The sequence below is a fragment of the Corallococcus exercitus genome (assembly GCF_042231735.1).
Lineage (GTDB): Bacteria > Myxococcota > Myxococcia > Myxococcales > Myxococcaceae > Corallococcus > Corallococcus exercitus_B.
On record NZ_CP102577.1, the window covers coordinates 4,161,961 to 4,181,248 of the forward strand.

Sequence of the window (19,288 nt, forward strand, 5' to 3'; positions counted from 1 at the left end):
CCCCATGCCTCCTGTCTTCCTCCATCAGCTGGGCCTCGTCTGCGCGTTGGGCTCCGGGAAGCAGGAGGTGGCCCGGGCCCTGTTCGCGGACACCGTCTCCGGCGTCGCTTCACATGAGGGGTACGCGGACCGCCCGCTGCACCTGGGCGTCGTCACCTCTCCGCTCGCGGCCCAGGACGCCCTGCCCCCTTCGCAGCACAGCCGCAACAACGCGCTCTTGCTCACCGCGCTGGAGCAGGTGCGCCCCGCCGTGGACGCCGCCCTCGCCCGGTTTGGCCCCGCGCGCGTGGCGGTGGTGCTGGGCACCAGCACCTCCGGCATCGGTGAGAGCGAGACCGCCATCGCCGGCCACCTGGCCACGGGTGAGCTGCCCTCGCGCTTCCACCTGCAGCAGCAGGAGCTGGGCTCCCCGGCGCTGGCGCTCACGCAGGTGCTGGGCGTGGGCGGCCCGGCCTATGTCATCTCCACCGCGTGCTCCTCCAGCGCCAAGGCCCTGGCCAGCGCGGCGCGGATGCTGCGCGCGGGCACCGTGGACGCGGTGCTGACGGGCGGCGTGGATTCGCTGTGCCGCTTCACCGTGGCGGGCTTCCGCGCGCTGGACTCCGTGAGCGAGGCGCGCTGCAACCCGATGAGCGCCCACCGCCACGGCATCAACATCGGCGAGGCCGCGGCGCTGTTCCTGATGACGCGCGAGCCGGGGCCGGTGCGGCTGTCCGGCTGGGGCGAGTCCTCCGACGCGCACCACATCTCCGCGCCGGAGCCCGGGGGCAAGGGCGCCATGGCCGCCATCCAGGAGGCCCTGAAGCGCGCCGGGGTGTCCCCGGAGCAGGTGGACTACGTGAACCTGCACGGCACCGCGACGGTGCAGAACGACGCCATGGAGAGCCGCGCGGTGCACGCGCTGCTGGGGCCGGACGTGAAGGCCAGCTCCACCAAGCCGCTCACCGGCCACACGCTGGGGGCCGCGGGCGCGCTGGAGGCGGCCTTCGCGTACCTCACGCTCGTGGACAACCCGGAGGGGCGGCTGCCCGCGCACTTCTGGGACGGGGCCGTGGACGCCTCGCTGCCGGCGCTGTCGCTGGTGAAGCCGGGCGAGGCGCTGGGGCGCCCGGTGAAGCGCGTGCTGAGCAACTCGTTCGCCTTCGGGGGCAGCAACGCCGCCCTCGTGCTGGAGCGCGCATGATGCGCATCGTCATCAACGAGCCCATCGAGGAGTTGGTGCCCCACGAGGGGCGCATGCGGCTGCTCGACCGCGCCCTGGAGGGCGACACGGACTCGCTCGTCGCGGAGGTCACCGTGCGCGAGGACAGCCTCTTCTTCGCCGACGGCGCCGTGGGCGGCTGGGTGGGCATCGAGTACATGGCGCAGGCCGTGGCCGCCTGGGCCGGGTGGCATGCGCGCAGGCGCGGCGGCACGCCCCGGGTGGGCTTCCTGCTGGGCACGCGCCGCTACGAGTGCAGCCGCCCCGTTTTCAAGCTGGGCGAGTGCCTGCGCGTGGAGGTCCACCGCCAGTTCTCCGCGGACAACGGGCTGGGCCAGTTCGACTGCACCCTGCGCATCGGGACGGAGCAGGTGGCCACGGCGGCGCTGACGGTCTACGAGCCGCAACCGGGGCAGGACCTGGGAAGGGGCAACACAGATGGGTGACAAGACGGTGCTGGTGACGGGCTCCAGCCGGGGCATCGGCCGCGCCATCGCGCTGCGCCTGGCCCGCGACGGCTACGACGTCGTGGTGCACTGCCGGAGCAAGCGCGAAGAAGCGGACGCCGTGGCCGCGCAGGTGCGCGAGGCGGGCCGCGAGGCGCGCGTGCTCCAGTTCGACGTGGCGGACCGCGCGGGCACGCAGGCCGCGCTGCTGGCCGACGTGGAGGCCCACGGCTGCTACTACGGCGTGGTGTGCAACGCGGGCATCGCGCGCGACAATGCCTTCCCCGCCATGACGGCCGACGAGTGGGACAGCGTCATCCACACCAACCTGGACGCCTTCTACAACGTGCTCAACCCGCTCACGATGCCGCTGGTGCGCCGCAAGAAGCCGGGCCGCATCGTCACGCTGGCGTCCGTGTCCGGGCTCATGGGCAACCGGGGCCAGGTGAACTACAGCGCCGCGAAGGCGGGCATCATCGGCGCGACGAAGGCGCTGGCGGTGGAGCTGGCCAAGCGCAACATCACCGTCAACTGCGTGGCGCCGGGCCTCATCGACACGGAGATGGTGCCTCCGGAAGTCCTGGAGGAGGCGCTGAAGATCATTCCCGCCCGCCGGATGGGCAGGCCCGAGGAGGTCGCCGCCGCGGTGAGCTTCCTCATGGCGGAGGACGCGGGCTACATCACGCGGCAGGTGATTTCGGTGAACGGGGGGATGATCGGATGAAGCGCGTGGTGGTCACCGGAGTGGGTGCGCTGAGCCCCCTGGGACACGACTGGACGACGGTCGAGGCGCGGCTGCGTGCGCGTCAGAACGCCGTCCAGGTGATGGAGCCCTGGAAGGAATACGAAGGCCTGAACACGCGGCTGGGCGCGCCCGCCCTGCCGTTCGAGCTGCCGCCGTCCGCGTACTCGCGCAAGACGACGCGCACCATGGGCCGCGTGGCGCTGATGGCGACGCGGGCCAGCGAGCTGGCGCTCCAGGACGCGGGCCTGTTGGGCAGCCCCCTGGTGAAGGGGGGGAAGATGGGCATTGCCTATGGCTCCTCCGCGGGGACGCCGGAGAACATGGGCGACTTCGGAAAGATGATCACCCACAAGACGACGGAGGGCATCACCGCGACGACGTACCTGCGGATGATGTCCCATACGGCGGCGGTGAACATCGGCGTCTTCTTCGGCATCACCGGCCGCATCATCACCACGTCCAGCGCGTGCACCTCCGGAAGCCAGGGCATCGGCTACGCCTACGAGGCCATCAAGCTGGGCCGCCAGGTGGCGATGCTCGCGGGCGGCGCGGAGGAGCTGGACGCCACGGGCGCGGCGGTGTTCGACACCCTCTTCGCCACCAGCACGAAGCACAACGAGGCGCCGCACCAGTCCCCCCGCCCCTTCCACGCCCAGCGCGACGGCCTGGTGCTGGGCGAGGGCGCGTGCACGCTGGTGCTGGAGGAGCTGGAGCACGCGAAGGCGCGCGGCGCCACCATCCACGCGGAGCTGCTGGGCTACGGCACCAACAGCGACGGCCGCCACGTCACGCAGCCCAACGCGGACACCATGGCGGAGGCGATGCGGCTGGCGCTGGAGGACGCGGGCGTGCCGGCCTCCGCCATCCCCTACGTCAACGCGCACGGCACGGCGACGGACACGGGCGACGTGGCGGAGAGCACGGCGACGAAGATGGTGTTCGGAGAGAAGGTCGCCATCTCCAGCCTCAAGAGCTACATGGGCCACACGCTGGGGGCCTGCGGCGCGCTGGAGGCGTGGATGAGCATCCAGATGATGCGCTCGGACTGGTTCGCGCCGACGCTGCACCTGACGGCGGACTCCGTGGATCCGAAATGCGCGCCGCTGGACTATGTCATGGGCGAGGGACGTGCTTTGCAGACGGACCTGGTGATGAGCAACAACTTCGCCTTCGGCGGCATCAACACGTCGTTGATCTTCCGCCGCTGGCCTTGACGCCTGGAGACCTCGCGATGAAGAAAGCCCTCCTGTTGCTGGCCCTGACCGCCGCCTCTCCCGCGCTGGCGCGCGACACCGTGACGAAGGTGAAGCTGGCGGACGTGATGGCCCTGCCGGAAGCCAAGCAGAAGCTGGACGGCTCGGTGAAGTTCTACCTGGACGGCGCGAAGACGCCCAACGTGCTGAAGACGCTGGGCAGCGACACCACGAACAAGAAGACCAACGGCGTGGGCAAGTCGGATGACTACGCCTGCAAGTGGGCCGCCCTCTCCGCGCTCATCGCCCTGCAGGAGGGCGCGAAGAAGAACGGCGCCAACGCGGTGGTCAACATCGTCAGCTACTACAAGAAGGTGGAGTCCAAGAGCGCCACCGAGATCGAGTGCCACGCCGGCAGCTTCGTCACCGGCGTCGCGCTCAAGGGCGACTACGCCACCATCGCGAAGTAACCCCCTGCCCTGGCGCGGCGGCGGCTACCGCCGCGCCGGTACCTCGATGCGGCAGACGCTCGCGGGCGCCAGGTTCCGCGAGCGCATCCAGGCCTCCAGGTCGCGGTCGATGCGCGCGGCGGCCTCCGGGTTGAAGCGGCGGTTGTCCTGGAGCTTCCACCCCTGCGGGTAGTTGCCCGAGTAGCCGTTCACCGTGGGCACGCCGTGCTCGACGGACGCCCACACCCCGTCCAGGTTGTACTTCCACTCCTGCGCCTCGCCGGACGTCGGCGCGTAGAAGAAGGTCGCGCAGCCGGGCTGGATGCGCGCGGCCACCGCCTCCACGTCCGCGCGGGACTCGTGCCGGTCATAGACGGGGCCGGTGAGGCCCTGCTCCAGCAGGCACAGCGCGCCCAGCCCCACCGCCAGCGCCGCGCGGCCGGAGTCCCACTGCCGCTGGAGGTACAGGGCCAGCCCCACGCCCGCGGGAATCAGCAGCCACATGCCGATGCGGGCCAGCGCGCGGATGGCCGCCGCGCCGGGCACGCCGTGGAAGATGAGCCACCAGGGCGTGAAGCCGCCGGTGTAGCGCGAGGCCAGCAGCACGGTGGCCACCGCCACCACGAGCAGCAGCCGCACGGCGGGGCGTGAGCGCGCCTGCCACAGGCCGATGCCCGCGAGCACCGGCGTGACGAAGCCGAAGCCCAGCCGGTGCTCCCACGCCACGGGCATGCGCTGGAACTTGGAGAAGCCGTTCGTCCAGCCGTACAGCCAGCTGTCCTGGCCCACGAAGAACCAGCTCCAGATGCGCGGCACCATGGGGGAGACTTCGCCGAAGGTGCGCAGCCCCACCGTGCCAATGGCCTGGCGCGAGTGCAGGACGAGGGGCGCGAGCAGCGCCAGCCCCACGACGCCAAAGCCCACGAGCGCCGGGAGGTGGCGGCGCAGCGCCGCCAGCAGCGGGCCGCGCGTGTCCTTGAAGGCGAGCCCGGCGATGAACGCCAGCAGCAGGAAGAAGAAGAGGAACCAGCCCCAGTAGAAGCCCGCGTAGAGCTGGGCCACGAACGCGCCCACCAGCAGCGCGGCCCAGGCCACCCCTCGCCGCCGGTCCGTCTCCGGCCGCGTCAGCGCGACCACCGCGCCCACGGCGAGGAGCGCGAAGAACTGCCCTTCCAGCTGCGGGTGGTTGAGCTGGTTGATGCGCGGCGCGCCGGCCGTGAAGAGCACCGCGCCCACCACCGCCGGGAAGGCGCGCAGGCCGAACCCGCGCTTCAGCAGCCACACCGCGGCGGCGTAGTTGAGCGCGGCCATGGTGAGCGCCCACGCCTGCCATGACAGGTCCGCGCCCAGCCCCAGCACGCGCCACACCCAGTAGAACGGCGCCACGCCCAGGAGCACGTCGGAGTACGCGGCGACGTTGGGCTCGGGGTGGAACATCGGCGGATCCCAGAAGCGCGCGTGCGCCGGGTCGCCGGACACGAAGCGCCAGCCGTGCTCCAGGATGTAGTGGTTGAAGCGCACGTCGCCCTCGTCACCCTGCACCAGGCGCAGCCCGGACAGGAGGGCGGGGTGGTGCGACAGCAGCACGGCCAGCACGCCGCCAACGAGGACGAGCAGGGCGACGCGGGTGCGTTCCGAGACGGCGGTTCCCATGGGCGCCCGGAGCGTTAACACACCGGGCAGACCCCTGGAACGACGGAGGACGCCTGTCGCGCGCGCCCCCCGTCCCTGCTCCGGTGGACGTCAGCGCAGCGGCAGGTCCAGCCAGGACGGCCCGCCGAGCGACACCGTCGCGCCCGTGCTGTTCGCGTCCAGGTAGAGCGGGTCCTCCGTGTCCACGACGAGCGCCAGCCGGTGCAGCACGGGGACGTCGTACGCGGTGGCGGGGAACACCAGGTCCAGGTCGAGCGGCACGCCCGGCGTGGCGCCCTTCCAGGTGAGGGGCACGTGGGTGATGAGCCCGCCGTAGTCACCGAGGAGGTCGTACAGGTACGCGACGACCGTGCCCGACGCGGTGGACGGCGTGATGCGCACACGCAGGGTCGCCGAGCCGCGGATGGAGAGGCCGCTCAGGGTGGTGGACGACGTCCAGACGCCCGCGTTGAGCCGGTTCACGCCCGGCAGCCAGACGATGGGCGGGATGCCCGTGAGCGCCTGGAGCCCGTTGGTCAGGAGCGCCACGCCCGCGTCGGCGGAGGTGTCGAAGCCGGACCAGAGGACTCGCGAGCCCGTCGAAGCGGCCGTGCCGCCCAGGGTGCCGGTGCCATCCAGCAGGCGGATGGCGCCCAGGCCGTAGCGCTGCGAGCTCCGGGAGACCTGGGCCCACGACGCATACCCCTCCACGTCGCCGTCGTAGGTGCGCAGCACGACGGGCGCCTCGCGGGAGATGCCGGTGTCCACGCCCGCGACGTACTGGTCCATCCAGCGCGTCACGCTGGTCCAGACGCCATTGGGCAGGCCCAGCAGGCCGGTGGCCTCCACGACGGCGTGGTCGCCCGGGGCGAACTCCAGCCGCTTGGGGCCCGTGAGCTGGCCGTGGAACGACACCAGCTGGTTGGGCGGGAAGAGGCTGTCGCCGTAGGCATTGGCCATCAGGATGGCGGGCCTGTTGACGTTGATCCGGTTGACGTAGGTCGCCGCCGAGCGCACGCGGCCCCAGGCCTTGATGGACTCGATGTCCTGGTTGGCGAAGTAGTTGTCGATGGTCGTGCGCAGCTCCGGGCTGGGCCGGCCCAGCAGCGTCGCGGCGAGGTCGAGCAGCGCCACCGCCTGCGGACGCCGCGTCTCTCCACCGAACAGCGACGCCACCAGGTCCGACCAGCCGGAGAGCGCCGCCACCGCCTTCACGCGCGGGTCGAAGCCGGAGGCGATGAGCGCGATGCCCGCGCCATACGAAACCCCCGCCAGCCCGATGCGAGAGGGATTCGCGGTCGTGTTGGCGAGCATCCAATCCATGACGCGCGAGGTGTCCGCGATGTCCGCCGGCCCGGCCGTATCAATGCCACCGCCGGACGCCCAGAAGCCGCGCGGCGTGTAGGAGAGCGCCACGTAGCCCTTCTGCGCCAGCGCGTTGGCCTGGGCCAGGTACTCCAGGTCGTTGAGCCCCCAGCTCGAGATGAAGACCACGGCCGGATGGGGACCGGGCGTCGTGGGCGCGATGTAGTTGGCCTTGAGGACGGTGCCGTCGCTCATGGGGATGTCCACGAACCGGAAGCCCGTCGTCGGCAGGGCCATGCTCGTGAGCGGCAGCAGCAGCAACAACAGGACCACGGGCAAACGCGTGCACCACGCAGGGGGTTTCAACGTCATCGAGACACCTCGGGGGCGGATACCTGGTTATTTCAAAGCAGCTTCTGTCCCAGCACGTCGAAGGCCTCAATGGGGCACGCGGCGGCATGGCTTGTCGGGTATTCGTCAGCGAGCAGGGTCCAGATCATCGTGTCCCGGAGCACGCCGTCGGGTGCGATGAGCCGCTGCCGCAGCGTGCCCTCGTGGACGAACCCCAGCCTCCGGGCGACCGCCGCGCTGCGCACGTTGCGTGGGTCGCAGTGGATCTCCACCCGGCGCACGCCCTCCACCTCGAAGGCGACGCGGGTGAGCGCGCCGGCGACCTCGGTCGCGAGCCCCCGGCCCGTGTGGCTGGCGGAAATCCAGTAGCCGATCTCCAGCGCGCCCTCCCCCACCCGGGGATGCAGCCCCGTGCCGCCAATGACCTCCGAGCCGTCGCGATTGAACACGCCGTAGGCGAAGTCCTGTCCCAGGTCGAACAGCCCGCGCATCCGGCGCAGCTGTCCCGCCTGCTGCGCCACGGTCATGGGATAGCGCTTCGCCCACTCCATCCAGGGACGCAGGTGCTCCAGGTTGGCTTCGATGGCACGGAGCGCCAGCCCGGCCTCGGAGGGTGACCAGCAGCGGAGCACGGAGTGTCCGGTCTGGACTGTGTATGCAGGGCGGAGTGCGGTCGGAGTCATGCGTCCCCCATGAATGGCTCAATCCCTGACCGTAGCCGATCCCCGGGGGCTGGATGGCCGAGCGGACGCGCATTGCCAGCTTCCCGCATCCCGGACACTCCCGCCCTGGAGGGACGCTTTCATGCTGTCACTGCGACGTTGTCCCCCTTGCCTCGCTGTCCTGCTGGCGCTGTGTCTGGGAGGGGGCCCACGGGCCGGGGCCCAGCCCCTGGCCCCGCTCGCCCTGCCAGAAGGCTTCTCCTCCGAGCTCGTGGTCGCGGGCCTCCAGTACCCGACGACGTTCGCGAGCCTTCCCGATGGACGCATCCTCATCGCGGAGAAGGATGGAGCGGTCCGGCTCTTCAAGGACGGCCTGCTCCAGCCCGTGCCCTTCATCGACCTCCGGGGGCGGGTGAACTCGCACCATGACCGGGGGCTGATGGGGCTCGCGGTGGATCCGGCCTTCGCCACCAACGGCTTCATCTACCTGCTCTACACCTACGACGACGATGGCACGGATGACTCCGGCCCCAAGACGTCGCGGCTGGCGCGCTACACCGCCCTGGGGGACACGGCTTCGCCCGCGAGCGAGCTCGTGCTGCTCGGCACCACCGTGGGCAACTCCTGCAATGACTTCCCCGCGGGAGCGGACTGCATTCCGTCCGACAGCGCCTCGCACTCCGTGGGCAACCTCCGCTTCGCGCCGGATGGCAGCCTCTTCGTGACGTCAGGAGATGGGGCCCGCTTCGACGCCGTGGACGACGACGCGCTGCGGGCGCAGAGCCTGGACTCACTCGCGGGCAAGGTGCTGCGCATCACCCGCTCCGGCGAGGGCGTGGCCTCGAATCCGTTCTGGAACGGGGATGCCCGGGCCAACCGCTCCAAGGTGTGGGCGCTGGGGCTGCGCAATCCCTATCGCTTCAGCCTGCGCCCGGGCACCTCCACGCCCTACCTGGGCGACGTCGGCTGGAACACCTACGAGGAGCTCAACGTCGCGCCGCCGGGGGCGAACCTGGGCTGGCCCTGCTACGAGGGCCCCTTCCGCCAGCACGGCTACGAACCCAAGCCGGCCTGCCAGGCCCTCTACGCCCGCGGGCCCGGCGCGGTGAAGGCGCCGCTGTACTCCTGGAACCACGGCGTCGGCCAGACGGCCACGGGCGGCTTCTTCTACACGGGCACCGCGTTCCCGGAGGCGTGGCAGGGCGCCTACTTCTTCGGCGACTACACCCAGCAGTGGATCCGCACCCTCCGGGTGGATGCGAATGATCAGCTCGTGCCCGACAGCGTGACGCTGTTCGCGACCGGGGTGGGCGGGCTGGTCGAGCTGGGCCTCGGGCCGGACTCCAACCCCTTCTTCGTGGACATCCTCGCGGGCGAGCTGCGCCGCATCCGCTACACGGCGGGCAACACGCCGCCCGTGGCGGTGGCCTCCGCGACGCCGCGCCGGGGTGAGCCGCCCCTGCTCGTGCGCTTCTCCAGCGCGGGCTCCAGCGACCCGGAGGGTGACGCGCTCCAGTACCGCTGGGACTTCGGGGACGGCTCCCCCGTGTCGACGCTGCCCGCCCCGGAGCACACGTACGCCATGACCGGCTTCTACGTGGCGCGGCTGACCGTCAGCGATGGACGCGGCGGCAGCCACTCCGCCGCCGTGAGCGTCACCGTGGGCAACGCGCTGCCGGTCGTGACCATCCTCTCGCCCTCGCAGACGTACCGCTTCAAGGTCGGCGACGTGGTGACCTACTCGGGCTCGGCGGTCGACGCCACCGGGGGCCCCATTCCCGACAACCGGCTGAGGTGGACCATCACCCTGCGCCACTGCACGGCGGGAACCTGCCACACCCATCCGTACTCCACGAGCACGGGCGCCACCGGCACCTTCACCGTCCCGGACCATGGGGACGAGGTGCACTTCGACCTGAAGCTGACCGCGACGAGCGCGACGGGGGTGACGAGCAGCCGGCAGATCACCCTGGACCCGCAGCTCGTGCAGGTGACGCTGGAGACGTCACCGCCGGGGCTGGAGCTGGTGTTCGACGGCACGAGCGGACCGGCGCCCCGGGTCCGCTCGGTCATCGTCGGCTCCTCGCACACCCTGGGCGCGCCGTCGCCGCAAGGCGTCTTCGAGTTCCGCGAGTGGTCGGACGGCGGGGCCGCGGAGCACGTCATCCAGGCCGGTGCGAGCGACGCGAGCTACACGGCCATCTTCGAGGCCGTCGCGCCCCTGGAGTGCCCGCTCGGACAGTACCGGGCGGAGTACTTCGGCAACCGGGACCTGGAGGGCACCCCGGCGCTGGTGCGCTGCGAAGGGGCGCCGCTCGAGAACTTCTGGGCCACGGGCAGCCCCGTGCCGGAGGTGGGCCCTGACGACTTCTCCGTGCGCTGGACGGGACGGTTCTACTTCGTGTCGGGCCTGTTCTACTTCCTCGCCCAGGCGGATGACGGCATCCGCGTGTTCGTGGACGGCTCGCGCATCATCGACGGGTGGAAGGACCAGTCGGCCACGAACTACTTCGTGGGCCGCTGGATGACCGCCGACGAGCACACCGTGGTCATGGAGTATTACGAACACGGGGGAGATGCCGTGGCCGGGCTCCGCTGGTATCGCTGAGCCGTGGGGACGACACTGCGCGCATGCGATGGATCAACGCCCTCACCTTCCCCGCCGCGCTGTTCACGAGCGGCGCGGCGTTCGCCTGCGAGACCTGCCGTCCGGCGGTGGAGGCCGGCATCTTCAACGAACACTTCTGGGGCCGGCTGGCCATCACCCTGCTGCCCTTCGGCGTCGTCCTGTGCGTCGTGGCGCCGCTGCACTTCCTGGGGCGTGAGCGATGAGCCGGATGCACCGGGGGCCGCTGCTCTGCGCGGGCGTGATGCTGGGCGTGGGGCTGGGAGGGTTCGTCGACGGCATCCTCCTGCACCAGCTCCTGCAATGGCACAACATGCTCTCCAGCCACCTGCCGCCGGACACGCTGGTGAACGCCAAGGTGAACATGTTCTGGGATGGCCTCTTCCACGCCTTCACCTGGCTCATGACCTTCAGCGGCCTGGTGCTGCTCTGGCGCGCGGGCCTGCGGACGGACGTGCCGTGGTCCACGCGCACCTTCGCCGGCTGCCTCCTGGGCGGCTGGGGCCTCTTCAACGTCGTCGAAGGGCTCATCGACCACCAGCTGCTCGGCGTGCACCACGTGCGCACCGGCCCTTCGCAGACCGCCTGGGACGTGGGCTTCCTCCTCTTCGGGCTGGCGCTGCTGCTGTCGGGCGGCGCGCTGATCCGCGCGGGCCGCGGGGACGTCACGCCCCGGGGTTCCGCCGCCCGCCCTTGAGCTCCGGGGACGCGCAATCGTCCCGGGGTTCCAGGAGCAGGTGAGCGCCTGTCCATTGCCGCACAGGCGTGGAGCACGCCCCTGGCGGGTCCACTCCAGGGCAAGCGAAGTGGCCGGATGTCGCTTCGCTCCGTGCTCCTGACACTCGTGCTGACCGCCGTCCCGCCGGCCTTCGCCTCGGACCGCTCCGTCATCCGCCCCACCGACGGACTCCTGGCGGACTCCGCCATCCTCCCCAGTGGGGGCTCCCTCCGCGCCAGCGCGGGCGGCGGCGCCATGACCCAGCCGGACACCACCGACGCCGACTCCCTGGCCAGCGTGAGCGCATCCCTCCTCTGGGCACCCCTCCCCCGGCTCGCCGCGAAGGTGTCCGGCACGCTGGAAGGCGGCCGGCTCTCCCCGTCCGCGTCGCTGCGCTACCAGCTCCTCTCCGAGGACACCCTCCCCCTCAACCTCACGCTGGGCGCGCGGCTCATGGCCGTGGGCATGGAGGGCCGGGGCTCGGAGGTCATGCTCACCCTGGCCGCGGGCCGCACCTGGGGCCGCCTCTCGGCGACCGGCCAGCTCGCGCTGGGTCAGGGGTTCAACGGCCGGTACGAGAACGACGTGGAGGCCTCCTCCCTCCTCCTCGTCCATCTTTCGGACTCCTTCCGGGTGGGCGCGGAGGCACGGCTGCGCTTCGAGGTGGAGGACGAGGACACCCCGGGTGACGTGGGCCGCCTCTATGAATTGATGGCCGGCCCTTCCGCCGCCCTGCGTCTGGAGCCCTTCGAGCTCCAGGCCCTCATCGGCTGGAGCGCTCCCCGCGCGCTGCTGCCCGCCGGCGTGGCCGGGATGGCGCTGCTGAGCCTGGATCTCTGAAGCCTCACGCGAGCAATTGGCGCCTGGAACGCAATGGCTGGGATGAAACCGCCGTTTGCGCTGTTGGCGACGCGCCCGCGTGCGCCAGAGTGCGCCACCCCGTTCGGGCACATCCAGGAGCTTCCATGTCGTTCCGTTCCAGACCGCCGTTTGGCGCCGCGCGCATGACGCTCGGCGTCTGCGCTTCCGCGCTCATCACCGCGTGCGCCTCCACCGCGCCCGCGGAGAAGTCCCCGCCGCAGGCCCAGGCCGCCACCCCGGCCCCCGCGCCCGCGGCCCCCGCCGCTCCCAAGCCGCACTTCGGGAGCTTCGGCGTCGACACGCCGGGCATGGACACGTCCGTGGCCCCCGGCGACGACTTCTACCGCTACGTCAACGGCAAGTGGGCGGACACCACGGAGATTCCTCCGGACCGCTCCTCCTACGGCATGTTCACGCGGCTGGCCGAGGACGCCTCGCGGCAGACGCGCGAGCTGCTGGAGGCCGCCGCGAAGTCGGACGCCGCCGCCGGCAGCGAGGAGCGCAAGCTGGGTGACTACTACGCCAGCTTCATGGACGAGGCCGCCATCGAGGCCCGCGGCGCCACGCCGCTCAAGCCGGAGCTGGACCGCATCTCCGCCGTCGCCAACCGCAAGGACCTGGCGTCACTGCTGGGCTCCACGCTGCGCAGCGACGTGGATCCGCTCAACACCGGGCAGGCCACCACGGAGCGCCTGCTGGGCCTGTGGGTGGCGGAGGACCTGAACGACCCCAGCCGCTACGCCGCCTACCTCCTCCAGGGCGGCCTGGGCATGCCGGACCGCGACTTCTACCTGAAGGACACGCCGCGCTTCAAAGAGGTGCGGGAGAAGTACCAGCAGCACATCGCCGTCCAGCTGAAGAACGCCGGCATCCCCGACGCGGAGGCCAAGGCCCGCGCCATCTTCGGCCTGGAGACGAAGATCGCCCAGACCCACTGGGCGGCGCAGGACACGCAGGACGTGTCCAAGGTGAACAACCCCTGGAAGCAGGCGGACTTCGCGAAGAAGGCGCCCGGCATGGACTGGGCCGCGTACTTCGCGAGCGCGGGCCTCACGCCCCAGAAGGACTTCATCGTCTGGCAGCCCTCCGCCATCACCGGCATCGCGAAGCTGGTGGGCAGCGAGCCCCTCCAGACGTGGAAGGACTACCTGGCGTTCCACGCCATCATGCGCGGCACGCAGTACCTGTCCAAGCCCTTCGTGGACGCGGGCTTCGACTTCGCCGGCCGCACCATGTCCGGCGCGCAGCAGCTGCGCGAGCGCTGGAAGCGCGGCGTGGACTTCACCAACGCCGCCATGGGCGAGGCCCTGGGCAAGCGCTACGTGGAGAAGCACTTCCCGCCCGCCGCCAAGGCCGAGGCGGACGTGATGGTGCGCAACATCCTGGCCGCCCTGGGCCGCCACATCGACGCGCTCGCGTGGATGTCTCCGGAGACCAAGGCCCGCGCCAAGGAGAAGCTGGGCACGGTGCAGGTGGGCATCGGCCACCCGGACACCTGGCGTGACTACTCCGGCCTGGAGATCGTCAAGGGGGACGCCTTCGGCAACGCGATGCGCGCGAACCTCTTCGAGCACCAGCGCAATCTGGCCAAGCTGGGCAAGCCCGTGGACCGCAAGGAGTGGTTCATGACGCCCCAGGAGGTCAACGCGCTCAACTCGCCGCAGCAGAACTCCATCATCTTCCCGGCCGCCATCCTCCAGCCGCCCTTCTTCGACCCGAACGCCGACCCGGCCGTGAACTACGGCGGCATCGGCTCCGTCATCGGCCACGAAATCATCCACAGCTTCGACGACGTGGGCGCGCAGTTCGACGCGAAGGGCAAGCTGGCCAACTGGTGGACGGCCAAGGACCTGGAGCAGTTCCAGGCCGCGGGCAAGGCGCTGGCCGCGCAGTACAACGCCTACAAGCCCCTGCCCGACATGAACGTGAACGGCGAGCTGACGCTGGGCGAGAACATCGCCGACGTGGCCGGCGTCTCCATTGCCCATGACGCCTACGTGATGTCCCTGGAGGGCAAGCCGGCGCCCACGCTGGACGGCTTCACCGGCGAGCAGCGCTTCTTCATGGGCTTCGCCCAGGTGTGGCGCAACAAGTTCCGCGAGCCGCTGCTGCGCCGGCTGCTCGTGACGGACGGGCACTCGCCGGGCATGTTCCGCGCGGCCACGGTGCGCAACCTGGATGCGTGGTACCCGGCGTTCGGCGTGAAGCCCGGCCAGGGCCTCTACCTCACGCCCGAGCAGCGCGTGAAGGTCTGGTAGTCGCTTCCCCCCCGCACCGGGCGCACGAAGGCCGTGCGTCCGGTGCACGGGGCGTGGGGCCGCGCGTCCTCCTCAAAAAACAATGGAGGCGAAACTTAAAATAGCGCGATGCGACAATGTGGGAGTCGGTAGGTCGCTCCGCATCCCCCCACGGAGGAACACCATGGAAATCAACCGCAAGTCGCCCGCCTCCATCGCCCCCGCCGCTCGCACGGACACCTCTCGCGCCCAGGCGCCCAAGGCGAAGCCCCTGACGGTGCGTGACGGCTTCGACTCCCAGGGTGCGCGGCCCTCCAACTTCGTGGACCGTCCGACGGGCCGTCCCACGCCCCCGGGCGCCAGCGTGCCGGCGTCGGCCTTCGCCTTCGGCGGCGGCAACGTCGCGGTGAAGCCGGGCGCGAACAAGGTCGTCGACGCGAAGCAGGTGGACCCGTCGCAGCCGAAGCCCAAGCTCACGGGCGAGCCGGTCATCGCGGTCATCGACGGTGGCGTGGACTTCAAGCACACCGACCTGGACGACGCGATGTGGACCAACCCCGGTGAGGTGGACGGGGACGGCATCGACAACGACAACAACGGCATCGCGGACGACATCCACGGCTTCAACGTGGGCACCGGCAAGGGCGACCCGTTCAAGGGCGAGGGCACGGACCACGGCACGCACGTGGCGGGCATCATCGCCGCCGAGGACAACGGCGAGGGCAACACCGGCATCGCCGCGGGCAAGGCGAAGATTCTGAGCGTGGGCGGCCTGTACGACGGCGCGGACCTGCTCACCAACTTCGAGCGCTCGGTGGACTACCTGGTGAAGATGAAGACCGAGCACGGCGTGAACATCCGCGCCGCGAACGCGAGCTTCGGCGACTCCTACCGCGACGCCGCGTCCCAGAAGCGCTGGGAGGCCGCCATCCAGAAGCTGGCGGACGCGGACATCCTGCTGCTGGCGGCCACGGCCAACGGCAACGGCAGCAACATGAACAACGTGCCGGACATGCCCGCCAACGTGGACCTGCCCAACGTCCTCACCGTGGCGTCCATGGACCGCGACAACGACAAGCTGGCCCGCTTCTCGTCGCACGGCGACAAGGTGGTGGACCTGGCCGCCGTGGGCGAGGACGTGTTCAGCACCGTGCCCGGCAACGACTGGGAGGAGATGAGCGGCACCTCCATGGCCACCCCCACCGTGGCCGCCACCGCCGCGCGCATGTTCGCGGAGAACCCGGACCTGACGGCCGTGCAGGTGCGCGACCTCATCCTCAAGACGGTCGAGCAGGACCCGGACCTCAAGGGCAAGGTCATCACCGGCGGCAAGCTGGACATCCAGGCCGCCATCGACGCCGCCAAGGCCACCGTCGAGCCCAAGCCGGAGACGCAGCCCGTCGCCACCCGCTGATCCTCCCGGCCTTCACGCCGGGTAGGTCCCCAGCACACACATGCCGGAAGGTTTTTTCCGGCACGGACGCAACTTCCCCCCGCCCCCGTGAGACAATCCGGGGGTTCCTGTTTTGTGCAGAGGGGGAAGTCCGTGACCGTCCGCATTCCGTCCGCTGGTGTTCCGCAGACGCGCCTGCCTGATTCGCAGCCCGTCGCGCGGCGCGCGCCCGTTGCTCCGTCGCTGGGCTACGCCACCAACGACACGTTCCAGGCGGATGCCGGTGGGATTGGCCGCCGAGGCCGCACCCCGAGCGCGGCGCCTCCCCCCGCCACCCAGCCGGCCGCGCCCGCCGCCAACACGCGCGCGGAGCCGCTGCAGCCGGAGACGAACACCGCCCTCCAGGCCCGCCTCTCCACGATGCCGGCGCCCGAGCGCGAGCGCGCCACGCAATTCCTCAACCAGCACGTCCTCAACACGCCCAACGCGGACCGCGCCACGCGCACGTACCTGGACCTGTCCGCGATGCAGGCCGCGCGGCCGGCCCGGCTGAGCATGGACACGGTGGAGACGCTGACGCGCGGCGTGGCGGAGCCGCGTGGCACCGGCGCCGCCGGCCAGGAAGGCATCCTGGGTCCGGCCCAGGCCCGGGCCGCCGCGAGCGCCCTGGTGGGCATGACGGGCGAGGACTTCAGCGCGCTCCAGGGCGCCCTGCGCAACGCGGGCACGCGCGACGGCCAGCCGGTGCCCAACGCGGACGCGCAGACGGAGCGCGCGCTCATCCTCAAGGCCGTGGGGGCACGGAGCCAGGAGATGGCGGCGCCCGGCGCGCTGGACCGCGTGCGCAACTTCTTCGGGGACACGACCTCGGAGATGGACGACGTGACGCGCTTCGCGCGGGACATCGCGGGCACGCCGCGTGACACGCTCATCAACCAGTCCACCGCCATCGACGTGAACGCGGGCTCGCGCGCGCTCCAGCAGCGCTTCGACGACTCGTGCGCCCCCACCGCGGCGCAGGTCACCCACGCGGACGCGGACCCCATCTACGCGCGCCGGCTCCACCGCGAGCCCATCCACAGCCTGGATGCGAACACGGACATCGGCCGCGAGCAGCGGCGCGTGCTGGAGAACAACGGCGGCATCGCGCGGCCCCGCCAGGGCGGCACGGGCGACAGCCTGGGCGTCTCCCCGGACGCGATGCGGGACATGTTCAACCGGGGCGTCTCCCCCAACAGCAACCGCACCTACGCGACCCAGACCATCGCCGACACGCCCCAGGCCCGCCAGGGCGCGCTGGACCGCGCGGACCGGCTCTTGCGCGACGGCGTGGACGTGCCCTTCGCCGTCCTCTGGAACGGCGGCGGCGGCCACGCGATGGTGATGTCCGACGCCCGCGGCCAGGGCGCCAACCGCGAGTACCTGGTCACCGACCCCATGGACGGCAGGACGGGCTGGGTGCGCGGCAGCGACATCGCGGCCGGCAACACCCGCATCGGCCCGGGCACGGGCCGCCTCGCCTGGACCTTCGAATAGCCTTCTGCCCTTGCAGCCCTCCATCCGGGCCCCCTCGCCATGTTCGTGGCGGGTGTGGGCCCGGAGGCCGTTTTTCCTTCCGTGAGCCCTCCATGCCCGCGCCATCCGTGATGCGTCTGCTCGTGCTGTCCGTGCCCCTCTTCTCCGCGCCCGCGTGGGCCATCGAGCGCTGCTCGTTCCAGGGCAAGCCCATCAACCTGGACAACGGCAACTCGACCGCGAAGCTCACCGGCACCGTGCGCTGCGTGGACGAGGACACGAAGAAGGAGACGCACACCGTCGCGTTCAAGAACGGCCAGCAGGACGGCTGGGAGGTGCGCCGCTGGTCCGACGGCCGCGCCGTGGAGCAGGAGTACAAGGCCGGCAAGCGCCACGGCGGCTTCAAGCGCTATGAGGACGGCCGGCTGGTGGAGACCAGCCATTACGTGGACGACCACGAGCAGGGCGAGTCGCTGCGCTACCACCCCAACGGCAAGGTGTCCCGGCGCGTGGACCGGCAGCCGGAGGACGCGAAGAGCACCTTCGCGGACTACGACGAGGCCGGGCGGCTCACCAAGGCGGGCTGCGGCCTGCGGTCCTCCTGGGAGGCGGGCCTCAAGGACTGCGTCTGGAAGGGGCCCTCGCCGCTGGTGTTCTTCCACCCGAACGGCCAGAAGCGCGCCGTCATCCAGCTGAAGGACGGGCGGCGCGAAGGCGTGACGGAGCTCTTCGACAAGGACGGGCAGCGCATCGCGACGAACGCGTTCTCCGCGGGCGTGCTCAACGGCGTGAGCACGCGGTACGCCGCCGGGAAGGCCCTCAGCTCCACGACCTGGGCCCAGGGTGAGCGGGACGGTGACGAGACGGAGTTCTTCAACGACGGCGGCAAGAAGCAGGTCGTCACCTGGAAGGGCCGCCAGCAGGTGAAGCGCGTGGAGTACTTCCAGAACGGCGAGCGCAAGCACGAGCTCGTGGTGACGGGCGAGCGCGCGGTGGAGTCCTTCTTCGAGGACGACGGCTCCCTGCGCGAGCGGCGGAACCTGATCAAGGGGGACTTCCACAACGGCTTCGACCCCGACGGCGTGACGGAGAGCTTCCTCCCGGACGGCGGCACGGAGCGCCGCGAGCACTACGTGAAGGGCAAGGCGGAGGGCCGCCGCCAGGTGTGGGCGGACAACGGCACCCTCATCGAGGACTCGCAGTGGACGAAGGACCGCGTCACCGAGCGCAAGCGCTGGAATCCCGACGGCGGGCTCGTGGAGGACGAGGCCTTCCACGAGGACGGCTCGCGCAAGAAGAAGTAGCAGGCGCGCGAGGGGGCGCCACCTTGACGGAGGATGGCGGCAATATTACTGCCGTCATCCATCATGACGCAGAAGACGGAGCAGAAGCAGAAGTCGCACGACGCCATCCTCGCGTCCGCCGCCACGTTGCTCCTGGAGCGGGGCATCCAGGCCAGCTCCATCATGGACGTGATGAAGGGCGCCGGGCTCACGGTGGGCGGCTTCTACGGGCACTTCGACTCGAAGGAGCACCTGTTCACGGAGACCCTCCGGGGGACGGCCCGGACGGCGTGGAACGCGCTCCTGCGCAAGGCGAAGGAGGACGCCCCGGACGCGCCCGCGCTGAAGGTGCTGGAGCGCTACCTGTCGCGCAAGCACCGCGACGCCGCCACGCCCACGTGTCCTTTGCCCAGCATCACCGCGGAGGTGTCGCGCACGGGGGAGCCCTACCGGGGCGCGCTGGAGGCGGAGCTCCAGGAGTTCGTTCGCTCGTACGCGGAGCTGCTGTCCACGGGGGCGCGGCGCCGGGAGAAGGCGCTGGCCGCCATCGCGCTCATGTACGGCGCGCTGTCGCTGTCGCGCGCCGTGCGCGGCACGAAGCTGGGTGACGAGTTCCTGGACGCGGCGAAGAAGCTGGGCGCGGAGCTGCTGACCGGCGACCGCGCATGAGA

At 71.0% G+C, this 19,288-nt stretch carries 17 protein-coding genes; 14 read left to right on the forward strand and 3 right to left on the reverse strand.

The window, feature by feature from the left end:
- Nucleotides 1–4 precede the first annotated feature (4 nt).
- Genes NR792_RS16020 through NR792_RS16040 form a run of 5 tightly spaced genes read left to right on the forward strand, consistent with a single transcriptional unit; the run spans nt 5 to nt 4,055 of the window.
- Entirely contained in the window at nt 5–1,183 is a 1,179-nt protein-coding gene (locus NR792_RS16020) for a beta-ketoacyl-ACP synthase (protein WP_375760895.1), read from the forward strand.
- The gene (locus NR792_RS16025; RefSeq protein WP_375760896.1) at nt 1,180–1,647 is read left to right on the forward strand and encodes a 3-hydroxylacyl-ACP dehydratase; all 468 of its coding nucleotides are present in this window, start codon (nt 1,180–1,182) and stop codon (nt 1,645–1,647) included. Before NR792_RS16020 ends, NR792_RS16025 begins: the two co-directional genes overlap by 4 nt.
- The gene (fabG, locus tag NR792_RS16030) at nt 1,640–2,371 is read left to right on the forward strand and encodes a 3-oxoacyl-ACP reductase FabG (RefSeq protein WP_375760897.1); all 732 of its coding nucleotides are present in this window, start codon (nt 1,640–1,642) and stop codon (nt 2,369–2,371) included. Before NR792_RS16025 ends, fabG begins: the two co-directional genes overlap by 8 nt.
- Nucleotides 2,368–3,606 carry a beta-ketoacyl-ACP synthase gene (locus tag NR792_RS16035; RefSeq protein ID WP_375760898.1) on the forward strand — a complete coding sequence of 413 codons (1,239 nt, stop codon included), beginning with the start codon at nt 2,368–2,370 and terminating at the stop codon, nt 3,604–3,606. The genes fabG and NR792_RS16035 overlap by 4 nt, the downstream gene beginning before the upstream one ends.
- 17 nt (nt 3,607–3,623) lie before the next feature.
- On the forward strand, nt 3,624–4,055 hold the full coding sequence (locus NR792_RS16040) for an excinuclease ATPase subunit (RefSeq protein ID WP_375760899.1): 432 nt from the start codon (nt 3,624–3,626) through the stop codon (nt 4,053–4,055).
- A 24-nt stretch (nt 4,056–4,079) separates the two neighbouring features.
- Here NR792_RS16040 and NR792_RS16045 read toward each other — a convergent pair whose 3' ends face one another.
- The 3 genes from NR792_RS16045 to NR792_RS16055 form a co-directional block, all read right to left on the reverse strand.
- Nucleotides 4,080–5,687 (reverse strand): hypothetical protein, encoded by a 1,608-nt coding sequence (locus NR792_RS16045; RefSeq protein WP_375760900.1) that lies wholly within the window; start codon nt 5,685–5,687, stop codon nt 4,080–4,082.
- Nucleotides 5,688–5,777: 90 nt separating this feature from the next.
- Nucleotides 5,778–7,304: a CocE/NonD family hydrolase gene (locus NR792_RS16050; protein WP_375761633.1), complete on the reverse strand. Its 1,527-nt coding sequence runs from the start codon at nt 7,302–7,304 to the stop codon at nt 5,778–5,780.
- 71 nt (nt 7,305–7,375) lie between these two features.
- Nucleotides 7,376–7,954: a GNAT family N-acetyltransferase gene (locus NR792_RS16055; RefSeq protein ID WP_375760901.1), complete on the reverse strand. Its 579-nt coding sequence runs from the start codon at nt 7,952–7,954 to the stop codon at nt 7,376–7,378.
- 172 nt (nt 7,955–8,126) lie between these two features.
- Here NR792_RS16055 and NR792_RS16060 point away from each other — a divergent pair, with 172 nt between their 5' ends.
- The 9 genes from NR792_RS16060 to NR792_RS16100 all read left to right on the forward strand — a co-directional run bounded on the left by NR792_RS16060 (nt 8,127) and on the right by NR792_RS16100 (nt 19,286).
- Nucleotides 8,127–10,592 (forward strand): PQQ-dependent sugar dehydrogenase, encoded by a 2,466-nt coding sequence (locus tag NR792_RS16060; RefSeq protein ID WP_375760902.1) that lies wholly within the window; start codon nt 8,127–8,129, stop codon nt 10,590–10,592.
- A gap of 23 nt (nt 10,593–10,615) precedes the next feature.
- Complete coding sequence (locus tag NR792_RS16065) at nt 10,616–10,816, forward strand: hypothetical protein (RefSeq protein ID WP_375760903.1); 201 nt, start codon at nt 10,616–10,618, stop codon at nt 10,814–10,816.
- Entirely contained in the window at nt 10,813–11,307 is a 495-nt protein-coding gene (locus NR792_RS16070) for a DUF2243 domain-containing protein (protein WP_375760904.1), read from the forward strand. The genes NR792_RS16065 and NR792_RS16070 overlap by 4 nt, the downstream gene beginning before the upstream one ends.
- 117 nt (nt 11,308–11,424) lie before the next feature.
- Complete coding sequence (locus tag NR792_RS16075; RefSeq protein WP_375760905.1) at nt 11,425–12,168, forward strand: hypothetical protein; 744 nt, start codon at nt 11,425–11,427, stop codon at nt 12,166–12,168.
- Between the two features lie 125 nt (nt 12,169–12,293).
- On the forward strand, nt 12,294–14,447 hold the full coding sequence (locus tag NR792_RS16080; protein WP_375760906.1) for a M13 family metallopeptidase: 2,154 nt from the start codon (nt 12,294–12,296) through the stop codon (nt 14,445–14,447).
- 163 nt (nt 14,448–14,610) lie between these two features.
- The gene (locus NR792_RS16085) at nt 14,611–15,840 is read left to right on the forward strand and encodes a S8 family serine peptidase (protein WP_375760907.1); all 1,230 of its coding nucleotides are present in this window, start codon (nt 14,611–14,613) and stop codon (nt 15,838–15,840) included.
- A 132-nt stretch (nt 15,841–15,972) separates the two neighbouring features.
- Complete coding sequence (locus NR792_RS16090; protein WP_375760908.1) at nt 15,973–17,355, forward strand: hypothetical protein; 1,383 nt, start codon at nt 15,973–15,975, stop codon at nt 17,353–17,355.
- Nucleotides 17,356–17,447: 92 nt separating this feature from the next.
- Complete coding sequence (locus NR792_RS16095) at nt 17,448–18,638, forward strand: toxin-antitoxin system YwqK family antitoxin (RefSeq protein ID WP_375760909.1); 1,191 nt, start codon at nt 17,448–17,450, stop codon at nt 18,636–18,638.
- Nucleotides 18,639–18,701: 63 nt separating this feature from the next.
- Entirely contained in the window at nt 18,702–19,286 is a 585-nt protein-coding gene (locus NR792_RS16100) for a TetR/AcrR family transcriptional regulator (RefSeq protein ID WP_375760910.1), read from the forward strand.
- Nucleotides 19,287–19,288 lie beyond the last annotated feature (2 nt).

Coding starts and splice junctions, on each gene's coding strand:
- NR792_RS16045 (WP_375760900.1), bottom strand. CDS start 5,687: ATGGGAACCGCCGTCTCGGAACGCACCCGCGTCGCCCTGCTCGTCCTC.
- NR792_RS16065 (WP_375760903.1), top strand. CDS start 10,616: ATGCGATGGATCAACGCCCTCACCTTCCCCGCCGCGCTGTTCACGAGC.
- NR792_RS16070 (WP_375760904.1), top strand. CDS start 10,813: ATGAGCCGGATGCACCGGGGGCCGCTGCTCTGCGCGGGCGTGATGCTG.
- NR792_RS16035 (WP_375760898.1), top strand. CDS start 2,368: ATGAAGCGCGTGGTGGTCACCGGAGTGGGTGCGCTGAGCCCCCTGGGA.
- NR792_RS16100 (WP_375760910.1), top strand. CDS start 18,702: ATGACGCAGAAGACGGAGCAGAAGCAGAAGTCGCACGACGCCATCCTC.
- NR792_RS16075 (WP_375760905.1), top strand. CDS start 11,425: ATGTCGCTTCGCTCCGTGCTCCTGACACTCGTGCTGACCGCCGTCCCG.
- NR792_RS16095 (WP_375760909.1), top strand. CDS start 17,448: ATGCCCGCGCCATCCGTGATGCGTCTGCTCGTGCTGTCCGTGCCCCTC.
- NR792_RS16025 (WP_375760896.1), top strand. CDS start 1,180: ATGATGCGCATCGTCATCAACGAGCCCATCGAGGAGTTGGTGCCCCAC.
- NR792_RS16060 (WP_375760902.1), top strand. CDS start 8,127: ATGCTGTCACTGCGACGTTGTCCCCCTTGCCTCGCTGTCCTGCTGGCG.
- fabG (WP_375760897.1), top strand. CDS start 1,640: ATGGGTGACAAGACGGTGCTGGTGACGGGCTCCAGCCGGGGCATCGGC.
- NR792_RS16085 (WP_375760907.1), top strand. CDS start 14,611: ATGGAAATCAACCGCAAGTCGCCCGCCTCCATCGCCCCCGCCGCTCGC.
- NR792_RS16020 (WP_375760895.1), top strand. CDS start 5: ATGCCTCCTGTCTTCCTCCATCAGCTGGGCCTCGTCTGCGCGTTGGGC.
- NR792_RS16040 (WP_375760899.1), top strand. CDS start 3,624: ATGAAGAAAGCCCTCCTGTTGCTGGCCCTGACCGCCGCCTCTCCCGCG.
- NR792_RS16080 (WP_375760906.1), top strand. CDS start 12,294: ATGTCGTTCCGTTCCAGACCGCCGTTTGGCGCCGCGCGCATGACGCTC.